Annotated in this window: 10 protein-coding genes; 7 read left to right on the top strand and 3 right to left on the bottom strand. The window is 70.7% G+C overall.

Translation table 11 applies throughout. The features are described from left to right. Window positions 1–537: DUF1684 domain-containing protein (locus RJ05_RS08590; protein WP_036535271.1), on the top strand; the 537-nt coding region annotated here is incomplete at its 5' end. Then, entirely contained in the window at window positions 534–1,685 is a 1,152-nt protein-coding gene (locus RJ05_RS08585; protein WP_036535268.1) for an LLM class flavin-dependent oxidoreductase, read from the top strand. The genes RJ05_RS08590 and RJ05_RS08585, both read left to right, overlap by 4 nt. A 69-nt stretch (window positions 1,686–1,754) precedes the next feature. Here the strand turns inward: RJ05_RS08585 and RJ05_RS08580 are convergent, their stop codons facing one another. Continuing rightward, a complete protein-coding gene (locus RJ05_RS08580) occupies window positions 1,755–2,756 on the bottom strand; it encodes a methylenetetrahydrofolate reductase (protein ID WP_081597232.1) in 1,002 nt (333 codons plus the stop codon). Between the two features lie 149 nt (window positions 2,757–2,905). Between RJ05_RS08580 and RJ05_RS08575 the strand changes: the two genes are divergently transcribed. The 4 genes from RJ05_RS08575 (at window position 2,906) to RJ05_RS08560 (ending at window position 8,471) form a co-directional block, all read left to right on the top strand. After that, window positions 2,906–4,042 carry a polyprenyl synthetase family protein gene (locus tag RJ05_RS08575; protein WP_036535265.1) on the top strand — a complete coding sequence of 379 codons (1,137 nt, stop codon included), beginning with the start codon at window positions 2,906–2,908 and terminating at the stop codon, window positions 4,040–4,042. An 85-nt stretch (window positions 4,043–4,127) separates the two neighbouring features. Continuing rightward, the gene (gene crtI, locus RJ05_RS08570) at window positions 4,128–5,714 is read left to right on the top strand and encodes a phytoene desaturase family protein (RefSeq protein WP_036535263.1); all 1,587 of its coding nucleotides are present in this window, start codon (window positions 4,128–4,130) and stop codon (window positions 5,712–5,714) included. 59 nt (window positions 5,715–5,773) lie between these two features. After that, a complete protein-coding gene (locus RJ05_RS08565) occupies window positions 5,774–7,462 on the top strand; it encodes an alpha-(1->6)-mannopyranosyltransferase A (RefSeq protein ID WP_081597231.1) in 1,689 nt (562 codons plus the stop codon). Further along, on the top strand, window positions 7,449–8,471 hold the full coding sequence (locus RJ05_RS08560) for a phytoene/squalene synthase family protein (RefSeq protein WP_036535260.1): 1,023 nt from the start codon (window positions 7,449–7,451) through the stop codon (window positions 8,469–8,471). Before RJ05_RS08565 ends, RJ05_RS08560 begins: the two co-directional genes overlap by 14 nt. Before the next feature lie 7 nt (window positions 8,472–8,478). Here the strand turns inward: RJ05_RS08560 and RJ05_RS08555 are convergent, their stop codons facing one another. Continuing rightward, complete coding sequence (locus RJ05_RS08555; RefSeq protein ID WP_014350101.1) at window positions 8,479–8,679, bottom strand: cold-shock protein; 201 nt, start codon at window positions 8,677–8,679, stop codon at window positions 8,479–8,481. A gap of 89 nt (window positions 8,680–8,768) precedes the next feature. Further along, on the bottom strand, window positions 8,769–10,700 hold the full coding sequence (gene pknB / locus RJ05_RS08550) for a Stk1 family PASTA domain-containing Ser/Thr kinase (RefSeq protein ID WP_051016355.1): 1,932 nt from the start codon (window positions 10,698–10,700) through the stop codon (window positions 8,769–8,771). A gap of 159 nt (window positions 10,701–10,859) precedes the next feature. Between pknB and RJ05_RS08545 the strand changes: the two genes are divergently transcribed. Further along, entirely contained in the window at window positions 10,860–11,228 is a 369-nt protein-coding gene (locus RJ05_RS08545) for an Rv2175c family DNA-binding protein (protein WP_036535256.1), read from the top strand. Window positions 11,229–11,355 lie beyond the last annotated feature (127 nt).

Below are 11,355 nucleotides of genomic sequence, written 5' to 3'. Positions count from 1 at the left end.
ATCCGGCACGAGGACCGGGCGCTCGAGGTTATCCGGCGCAGCGGGCAGTCCGCGGTGCGAGTGCACGATCCGGCCGCGCCGACCCTGGCCGCCTTCGCCCGGGTGCCCGCCTACGCGCCGGACGAACGGTGGGTGCTGCGGGGACGATTCGAGGCGTTCGGCGAGCCGACGACCGTCACCACGGGCGCGGTGGTGGCCGGGCTCGAACACCATCACCGTGCGGCCGGCGTCATCGAATTCAGCGTCGGCGACGTCGTCGAACGGCTCGTCGCCTTCGGCACAGCGGATGCGCTTCGGGTGCTGTTCACCGACGCCACCAGCGGCATCACCACCTATCCTGCGGCGCGCCTGCTGGACGTCGGCGCGGTGGACGACGACGGCACCGTGCTGCTCGACTTCAACCGCGCGATCAACCTGCCGTGCGCGTTCACCGACTACGCGACCTGCCCGGTCGCCCCCGCGCAGAACCGGCTGCGGGTGGCGATCGAGGCGGGCGAACAGGACCCACGGCTGGGCAGCGCGGAGCGCCGGGCATGACGGTTCCGCTATCGATCCTCGATCTGGCGCCCATCAGCGCCGGATCGAGTCCACAGCAGGCGCTGCGCAATACCGTCGAGTTGGCCCGGCGCGCCGAGGAGTGGGGCTATCACCGCTTCTGGCTGGCCGAACATCATTTCGCGCGGGTGGCCAGTTCGGCCTCGATCACCCTGATCGGGCAGGTCGCGGCCGCCACCTCGCGGATCCGGGTGGGCTCGGCGGCGGTGCAGGTCGGCTATCACACCTCCATCTCCATCGTCGAGGCCTTCGGCACCATCGACGCGCTGCATCCGGGACGGCTCGATCTCGGGCTCGGCCGCTCCGGGCACCGCACCAGGCAATACGGCGCCGAATCGGTGCGGGCCCGCAACGTCCGGCCGCTGGACGACACCGTGCGCGGCCGCACCGAGGTGCGCGACGGCGTGGTGATCCCGCCGCCGTTCGATCCACTGCGCATCGCCGATCCGTCGAAGTTCCTTGCCGGACAACGAGCCCTGTACCAGCAGGGCGCGCAACCGGCGGAGTTCGCCGACCAGGTGGCCGAGATCCGGGCCCTGCTGGACGGCAGCTACGTCGACGCCGAGGGCATCGCCTTGCACGCGGTGCCGGGTGAGGGCGCGCAAGTGCAGCTGTGGGTGTTCGGGAGCACGGCCGGGGCCAGTGCGGAGCTGGCGGGCTGGCTCGGGCTGCCGTTCGCGGCCGCCTACCACGTTTCCCCCGGTACCGCGCTGGACGCGGTGGCGGCCTACCGCGCGGCCTTCCGGCCGTCGCAGCTGCTGGCCGAGCCGTATGTGGTGGTGTCGGCGGATGTGGTGGTCGCCGCCGACGACGCCACCGCCGAACGCCTGGCCGCGCCGTACGGGCACTGGGTGCACAGCATCCGCAGCGGGTCGGGTGCCGCCGATTTCGCCGATCCGGCGACGCTGACCCCGCTCACCCCCGACCAGCGCAGGCTGGTCGAGGACCGGCTGGCCACCCAGCTGGTCGGCTCACCGGACACCGTGGTGCGGCGGCTGGCCGCGCTCCAGCGGGTCAGCGGTGCGGACGAACTGCTGATCACCGGGATCACCCACGATCACCGCGACCGGCTGGAATCACATCGGCTGCTCGCCGAGGCGTGGGGGCTGCGGTCGGTGCGGGCCGCCTGATCGGGCACGCACCGACCGGGCCCTTGCCGTGGCCGGCGCACACGCCGTCGGCCCGCCTACGTCTACCGCTCAGGCGCTGATCGGCGCGGCCGTGACGCCGTAGCCGAGGTTGGTGAGCACCTCGCCGGTCGCCTTGGCGAAGTTCAGGGTGATGAAATGCAGGCACGGCGCGCCCTCGTCGATGAGCCGCTGCGCCATCTCGGTGGCGATCTCGATGCCCACCGCGCGCACCGCGGCCGCGTCCTCCTCGGGGCCGCTGCCCGCGGCCCGCTCCAGCCGCTCGATCACCGCACGCGGCAGCGGCCTGCCGCACAGCTCCTCGGCCCGCTTGACGGTGCGCAGCGAGGTGATCGGCATCAGCTCGGGAATGATCGGCTTGGCACCCTCGACCGGATCCATGGCGATCAGCCGATCACGCAGCCGCAGATAGTGATCGACGTCGAAGAACATCTGAGTGATCGAATACTCCGCGCCCGCACGCAGTTTCGCCGCGAGGAATCGGGTGTCGTGGTCCAGGTCGGGCGAGCGGTGATGGCCCTGCGGGAACGAGGCGACCCCGACATGGAAATCACCGAGATCGCGCACGATGCGCACCAGTTCCTCGGCGTATTCGACGCCCTCGGGGTGCTTGTGCCATTCCCCGAGCGGATCGCCCGGCGGATCACCGCGCAGCACGAGGATATTGCGGATACCGGAGTCGGCGTAGGCGCCGACCAGTGACCGCAGCTCCGCCACGCTGTGCCCGACCGCGGTGAGGTGGGCGACCGGCAGCAGCGTGGTCTCCCCCGCCAGCTCACCGGTCACCCGCACGGTGCGGTCCTTGGTGGACCCGCCCGCGCCATAGGTCATCGACACGAAGGCCGGATGCATGCGTTCGAAGGTGCGCACCGCGCGCCACAGCCGGGCCTCACCGGCAGCGTCACGGGGCGGGTTGAACTCGACAGAGAAGGGCACCGCTCGGCTCGAGTGCAGCCGCAAACTCTGCACGACCGACGGCGTCCCCGAGACGATCGGTGGCGTCGAGGACGGCCGGCCAGGGGTCGAACGTCCCCGCACGTTGTCGAAAGTCACCGGTTCAGTGTAGAGGTGAGCGGCCTGCGGGCCGGAGCGTCGTCGGACCGGACGCGTATTGTTCGAACCATGAGCGGGTGCACCGCCGTGGCCGCCGGCAGCGGCGCGCCGGGCAGCATCCGCCGAGCCGACCCCTTCCCCGGACATCCTTGGAGGTCATCCTGTCCGCCGGACCCGGTACCCCGACCAGGCCGAGCCCGACCTCGGCGACCCCTGGGACGCCCGCCTTCGCCGCCGCCGTGGAACAGGCGCTGACCTCGTTCTTCGCCACCCGTCGCGAGACCGTCGGCGAGCTGGGGCCGATCTTCGTCGACGCCGCCGAAGCCCTGGAATCGTTCGTGCTGCGCGGCGGCAAACGCACCAGGCCCGGCTTCGCCTGGACCGGCTGGCTCGGCGCCGGCGGCGACCCCGACGGACCGGACGCGCCCGCCGTGCTCAATGCCTGCGCCGCGCTGGAGCTGGTGCAGGCCTGCGCGCTCATCCACGACGACATCATCGACGCCTCCCGTACCCGGCGCCGCTTCCCCACCGTGCACGTCGACTTCGAGCAGCGCCACCGCGATCGCGGCTGGGCCGGCGACGCGCCCCGCTTCGGTACCGGCGTGGCCATCCTGATCGGCGATCTGGCCCTGGCCTGGGCCGATGACATGGTGCACGCCTCCGGGCTCGACCCGCGGGCGGTCGCCCGCTTCGCCACCGTCTGGGCGAAGATGCGCACCGAGGTGCTCGGCGGGCAGCTGCTCGACATCCACGGCGAGGCCAGCGGCGACGAATCGGTGGCCGCCGCCCTGCGGATCAACCGGTACAAGACGGCCGCCTACACCGTCGAACGGCCGCTGCACCTGGGCGCCGCCCTCGCCGACGCCGGGCCCGAGCTGGTGCGCTCCTACCGCGACTTCGGTACCGATATCGGCATCGCGTTCCAGCTGCGCGACGACCTGCTCGGCGTCTTCGGCGATCCCTCGGTCACCGGCAAGCCCTCCGGCGACGACCTGCGCGAGGGCAAGCGCACGGTGCTCATCGCCGAGGCGCTGGCCCGTGGCGACAAGGCCGACCCGGCCGCCGCCGAGCTGCTGCGCACCAAGGTCGGCACCGATCTCAGCGGCGAGGACGTCGATCAGCTGCGTGAGGTGCTGGTGCGCCTCGGTGCCGTCGACGCGGTCGAAGCCCGCATCGCCGAACTCACCGAGCGTGCGCTGGCCGCCATCGACACCAGCTCCGCCACCCCCGCCGCCAAGGACCACCTGCACGCGATGGCGCTGGCCGCCACCCGCCGCACGGCATGAGCGGGCAGCTCCCCGGGTGCGCCACGCTGCGCACCCACGCGTGCGAGGCCCTCTTCTGCGCAGGCCGCGCGCGGAGGTCGCGCCGATGAGGACCGTGACCGGACCGACCGATCGGGTCGTCGTCATCGGCGCCGGACTGTCCGGGCTGGCCGCGGCGCTGTACCTCGCCGGCGCCGGACGGCAGGTCACCGTGCTGGAGCGGGCCGACCACGTCGGCGGGCGAGTAGGCCGCTACCGCTTCGACGACTACGAGATCGATTCGGGCGCAACAGTGTTGACCCTGCCTGAGTTGATCGATGACGCGCTGGCCGCCGTCGGGCACGACCGCGCCTCGCTCGCCTCGCCGCTGCGCATCCGCAAACTCGCCCCGTCGTATCACGCGCGCTTCGCCGACGGCTCCGACATCCGGGTATTCGCCGACCCGGACGAGATGGCGGCGGAAGTAGCGCGGACCTGCGGCCCCGGCGAGGCCCAGCGTTACCGCGGGCTGCGCGAATGGCTGGCCCGGATCTACCGCGCCGAATTCGGCGAGTTCATGGACACCAACTTCGACTCGCCGCTGGACATGGTGCGGTTGCCGGGCAAACGCGCCGCGCTGATCGAGCTGGTGCGCCTCGGCGGCTTCGGGCGGCTCGGGCCACGGGTGCGGGGATTCCTCCGGGACCCGCGGCTGACCAGACTGTTCACCTTCCAGGCGCTGTATGCCGGCCTGCCGCCGGACCGGGCGCTGGCCGTCTACGGGGCGATCCCGCATATGGACACCTCGCTCGGGGTCTATTTCCCCGAAGGCGGGATGCGCGCGGTCGCCGAGGCGATGGCGCAGGCGCTGGTCGCCGCCGGTGGACGGCTGGAACTCGGCGCCGAGGTCACCGGCATCGACTACGACGGCCGCCGGGCCCGGCGGATCCGGCTGGCCGACGGCACGGCCCGCGACTGCGACGCGGTGGTCGTCACCGCCGACCTGGGCGATATCGACCGCTTCGGACTGCGCCGCAGGCGCGGGCTGCGCGCCTCACCGTCGGCAGTGGTCGCACACGGCACCATCCCGGCCGACGTCGCCGCACGCTGGCCGATCCAGGCCCACCACACCATCGACTTCGGCGCCGCCTGGCACCGCACCTTCGCCGAGATCGCCGCACCGCGCGGCGGCCGGTTGATGAGCGACCCCTCGCTGCTGCTGACCAGACCCGCGCTTTCCGATCCCGGCCTGTACCTCGACCGCGCCGACGGCCGGTACGAGCCGTTCTCCCTGCTGGCACCGTGCCCGAACCTGGATTCGGCGCCGCTGGACTGGACCATGCTCGGCCCGGCCTACCTGCGCGAGCTACTCGGCGTGCTCGAGCAGCGCGGCTATCGCGGCATCGCCGAACACTTCCGGCTCGACCACCTCGACACCCCGCAGACCTGGCTCGAGCAGGGCATGCTCAGTGGCACGCCGTTCTCCGCGGCCCATCTTTTCCGCCAGACCGGCCCGTTCCGGCCGGGTAATCTGCCCCGCGGCAGCGACAACGTGGTTATCGCAGGTTGCGGCACTACGCCGGGCGTCGGGGTACCGACGGCGCTGCTGTCGGGAAAACTCGCGGCAAACCGGATAATCGGGACACCGGAACGGCGCGAAGACGAAACCCCGCGCACCATCGGGACAGCCCCGCGCGAACAAGCCGTAAACTAAGCGCCGACCTATCAGCTCGCGGTTGCGACCGCCGACCAACCCGGGGGGAACGACACCACATGCCACCCCCGGAAACGACTGCCCACGTGACTACCCCGGCGCAGGCCACCGTGTCCCCGACACCCGCGGCTCGATCCCGAAAACCACCAACCGCACCGGCCGCGGACAGCCCGCAGACGCTGCTGACGTGGCTACGCACCTCCGCCGACTTCGCCCGCAGCCCCGAGGGACATGCGGCACTGCTGGGCCTGGTCGGCGCGGTCATGATCACCTTCGGCGGTTTCGGCGCCGGCGCGGTGCGCAAACGCGATCCGCTGCTGGAAGCGATGCACCTGTCGTGGCTGCGGTTCGGGCACGGCTACGCGCTGTCGACGATCTTCGTCTGGATCGGCGTGCTGATGATGATCACCGCCTGGGTGCGGCTCGGCCGGGCCACGCTCGGTCGCGGCAACTACTCCGGCGCGGGCGTCACGCTGAACGAGCTGCGCGCGATCGTCTGCATCTGGGTCGCGCCCATGCTGTTCGCGGTGCCGATGTTCAGCCAGGACGCGTACTCCTATCTGGCGCAGGGTGCGCTGCTGCGCGACGGTTTCGACCCGTACAAGGTGGGTCCGGTCGCCAACCCCGGTGTGCTACTGGACAACGTCAGCACCGTGTGGACCACCACCACCGCGCCCTACGGTCCGATCTTCCTGCTGATCGGGCGCGCGATCACCACCATCACCGACGACAACGTCGTCGCGGGGACCATCGCGCTGCGGCTGGTGATGCTGCCCGGCCTCGCGCTGATGATGTGGGCCATCCCGTACCTGACCAAGCATCTCGGCGGCAAACCCACCGTCGCGCTGTGGCTGGCCGTGCTCAACCCGCTGGTGCTGATCCACCTCATCGGCGGCGTGCACAACGAGCTGCTGATGGTCGGGCTGATGTGTGCCGGTATCGCCCTGGTGCTCGAGCGCAGGCACGTGCTCGGCATCGTCGTCGTGGCGATCGCGGTCGCCATCAAGGCCACCGCCGGTGTCGCGCTGCCGTTCCTGGTGTGGATCTGGATGTTGCACGAACGCGAACGGCGCGCCGCCCAGGACAAGGAGTCCGGCGGCACCTTGCCGCATCCGGCCCTGTTGTTCGCCAAGATCGCCGGACTCGGGCTGAGCGTATTCGCGGTGGTGTTCGCCCTCGCGTCGGCGGCCGCCGGCGTCGGCATCGGCTGGCTGACGGCGCTGTCGGGCTCGAAGAAGATCATCAACTGGCTGTCGCTGCCGACCATCATGGCGCACGGCATGACCTGGATCGGCCCGCTGCCCTTCGACCCGGTGCTCACCGTGACCCGCGCGTTGTGCGCCGCGGCGCTGGTGGCGATCCTGGCCTGGACCTGGTGGCGCTTCCGGCACAGCGAACGCGAGGCCGTGCTCGGCATCCTGATCGCCTTCGTCGCCATCGTCATCCTGTCCCCGGCCGCGCTGCCCTGGTACTACTCGTGGCCGCTGGCGCTGGCCGCCGCGTTCGCGCTGTCCACCCGCACGCTCATGGTGCTGGTGGGGCTGTGCACCTGGTTGATGCTGGTCTTCCAGCCCGGCGGCTCGATCGGGCTGTACAACTTCTGGCATGTGGCCGCGGCGACCTTCGCCGCGGTGGTGGCGGCGCTGTCGCTGCGCACGGTCGATCCGCTGCGGCTGCGCAGCACTCGCACGGTCGCGGGCCCGGCGGTCCCCTCGCCGGCCGATCCCGTCATCCATGACCGGCGCTGAGAGCGGCATCGACCTCACCGCTGCCGGGCCTCGGGCCGATCGACCGCGGCCCGCCGATGCGACGGAACTCGCCGAGGCCTACCGGCTGTGCCGCCACATCGCCGCCGAACACGGCCGCACCTACTTCCTGGCGACCCGGCTGCTGTCGGCCCCGCAGCGTCGCGCGGTGCACGCGCTGTACGCGTTCGCTCGGATGGTGGACGACATCGTCGACAACGGGCCGGCCACATCAGCACCGCTGTCATCGGCCACGCCTGCGGACGACATGCTCACCGCCCGGATCGATCTCATCGAGGATCGGCTCCGGATCGCACTGATTCCGGCGGCGGCAGCCGTCCCGGCGCTCGGCGCAACCGATCGCCGCCGCGACGCGATCCTGCTCGCGGTCACCGACACCATCCAGTGTTACGGCATTGCGGCCGAACACTTCTGGACATTTCTGCACTCCATGCGGATGGATATCCCGTCGGCCCCGCAGTACCGGAACCGGTACGCCGACATGGCCGAGCTGAACGAGTACATGCGGGGATCGGCGGCGGCGATCGGGCTGCAACTGCTACCGGTGCTCGGCACCGTCGTCCCGGTCACCGACGCCGAACCGGCGGCCGCCGCATTGGGCAATGCCTTCCAGCTCACCAATTTCCTGCGCGATATCGGCGAGGATCTCGATCGGGGCCGGGTCTACCTGCCCGCCGACGAGCTCGCGGCCTTCGGGGTGGATGACGAACTCCTGGCCGAGTGCCGGCGCACCGGTCGCACCGATCGACGGGTGCGGCGCGCACTGGCCCACCTCATCGCCGTCAACCGGGATCTCTACCGCACCGCCGCACCCAGCATCGAACTGCTGGCACCGCGGGTACGCCCGGCGATCCGCACCGCCGCCACCCTGTACGGCGCGATCCTGGAACAGATCGAGGACGGTGACTACGCCGTCTTCGACCGGCGCGCCGTGGTGCCGATGCGCCGCAAGCTGCGCGTGGCCGCGGGCGCGTACCTGACCGGGCGCTGAGCGGTCCCTACACCGGCCGCACCGCGCGCGCCTCGGGTCCCCGGCGCGCCTCCTCCACGTCGAATTCGACTTCCTGACCGGCTTCCAGCGACCGGAAACCCTCGCCGAGGATCACCGAGTACTCGACGAACACATCCGCGCCACCGGGACGGGCGATGAACCCGAACCCTTTCTCGCGGTCGAACCATCGCACGGTGCCACGCACCATCGGCCATTTCCTCCTCGAACCATCCCCGGCCCTACTCGGTACATCACAATGCGCCCGCGCCGCGTTTCGGGCAAGGCCGGACCGAGGGTTCAGGGCAGCGCGACGATGGTGACGGTGGCGCCCGCCTGGACGTTGGCGTTCATCGCGGGAGTCTGGGAGACCACCACCGAGGAGTCCAGCGGCGCCAGCTGGCGGACCTGCACCGTGAGACCGAGGCCCTCGAGCACGTCACGGGCTTCGGCGACCGACTTGCCGAGCACCTCGGGCATCTTCACCGCGTCGGAGACCAGCAGCACCACCGACGAGCCGGATTCGACGGTGGTTCCGGCCGCGGGATCGGTACCGACGACGTCTCCGGCGGCCACGCTGCGGTCGAACTGCGGACGGTTCCCGCTCACCGTGATGCCGAGGTCGGTGAGCATCTGCTGGGCTTCTTCGGTGGTCTTGCCGCGCAGGTCGGGCAGCGTCACCGGCTGTGAGCCCTTGCTGGTGTACACCTTCACGTGCGCACCCATCGGCAGCACCGTGCCCGGTGCGGGATCGACCTTGGCGAGTGTCCCCTCGGGCGCCGAGCTCGGCGCCTCACCGGCGTCCACCGGTTGCAGGCCCTGATCGCGGATCAGCTGATTCACCTCGGAGATGTCCGCGCCCGGGGCCACCTCGGGCACCTGCGGCTTCCCGCTGGAGATCAGCACCGCGACGGTCGAGCCCTTGGTGACCCGGGATCCGGCCGACGGGTCGCTGCCCACCACTCCCCCCACCGGGATGGTGTCGGAGGCCTTCTGCCGGGTGGTGGTCTCGAATCCGGCGTTGCTGAGCACCGCCGTGGCCTTCTCCACGTCCATCCCGGCGATGCTCGGCACCGCCTCGAACCGGCCGACCCCGAGCCACCAACCACCGACACCGACCAGCAGGGTCAGCACCGCGACAATGGCGATCCAGACCGCGGCGGTCCGGCGGGAATTATCGCGGTCACCGGCGAAGGCCGGCGCGGGCCCCGGATGCGGGCGCACGTGCTGCGGCGGCGCGGGTGCGGCGGCGAACTCGGTGCGCGGCCGCTGTGCCGTGACCACCCTGGTGTGCTGGGGCTGTGCCACGGGATGCGGGCGCGGCTCGGGCGGGCGTGGACCGTTCGCGCCGGGGACCGCCCGGTAGGTCGAGCTCAGGTGTTCGGCCGATTCCTGCGGCGCGGGCACGCGGTAGGCGGGCAGCTCCAGCGATGCGCTGATCGCACGCAGTTCGGCGACCATCTCGTTGGCGTCGGCGAACCGGTGGGCAGGTTCGCGGGCGGTGGCGCGGGCGATGAGCGCGTCGAACTCCGGCGGCACACCGGCGATGAACTGGCTCGGGCTCGGCACATCCTTCTCGATGCGCTGATAGGCGACCGACAGCGAGGTGTCGCCGGTGAACGGTACTTTCCCGGTGAGCAGTTCGAAGATCAGGATGCCGAAGGAGTACACGTCGCTGCGCGCGTCGGCGGTACCGGAGGTGACCTGCTCCGGCGACAGATACGCGGCGGTGCCGAGGATGACGCTGGCGGAGGTGGTGTTGGCCGCGGCCACCGCGCGCACCAGGCCGAAGTCGGCGATCTTGACCTCACCGGAATCGGAGATCAGCACGTTCTCCGGCTTGATGTCGCGATGCACCAGCCCCGCCGAATGCGCGACCCCGATGGCCGCGAGCACCGGCTCGGCCACCGCGCGTACCGCATGTGGCGGCATCGGCCCGCGTTCGCGCAGCAGCTCGCGCAGCGTGCCGCCCTCGACCAGCTCCATGATCAGGAACGGATGATCGCCGTCGACGCCCTGGTCGTACACCGCGACCAGCGACGGATGTTTCAGCTTGGCGACCGCGCGGGCCTCGAATTCGAAACGGGACAGAAACTGCGGATCACCGGCGAATTTGGGATCCATCACCTTGATCGCGACCGGGCGATCCAGACGGGTGTCCTCGCCGCGGAACACCATGGACATCCCACCCCGAGCGATCGGCGCATCGATGCGGTAACGCCCTTCCAGCATGTGGCCGATCAATTGATGTCCTCCGGCTTTCACAAACCCTCTCCACCCCTCGCTGCGCGCGACAAGAGCAGCCGCGCTCTGCGGCCTCCACGATGGTATCGACCGAACGCCCCCGGGTGTCTCACGACGTGGTCGGCGGCAACGTCTACCGTTATCCGGGTGAGCGCATTTCCCTGCAGTGACGATGTTCTGCCCGCCTCGGTGACCCTGTTGTCACTTCCCGACGTGGCAGAACGGCTCGGCATCGTGGTGACCAGGGTGCATCAGATGCTGCGCGACCATCAACTCCTGGCCGTGCGCCGTGACGGCGTGGCCGGCGTGCCGGAGATCTTCTTCGACAAGGACGGCAATGTCATCAGGTTCCTGCCCGGCCTGATCACCGTCATGCGTGATGCCAAGTACACCGACGAGGAGATCCTGGAATGGATCTTCACCGACGATGATTCGCTGCCCGGTAAGCCGGTAGAGGCGCTGCACGGCCCGCTGGCCCGTGAGGTGCTGCGCCGGGCCGCCGCCGAACCGTTCTGATCGAGCCCCGCTGATCCTCCGCTCGCCCGGGCGGCGCCGACGACGCGCCGGCCGGGCGAGCGGAATGACCGGGGATCAGCTCAGCGCAGCATCTCCGCGACCAGGAACGCCAGCTCCAGCGACTGCT

This window comes from Nocardia cyriacigeorgica NBRC 100375, assembly GCF_000308555.1.
Taxonomy (GTDB): Bacteria; Actinomycetota; Actinomycetes; order Mycobacteriales; family Mycobacteriaceae; genus Nocardia; species Nocardia cyriacigeorgica.
The sequence above is the reverse complement of the archived record's forward strand: the minus strand, read 5'-3'. Positions and strand labels throughout refer to the sequence as shown.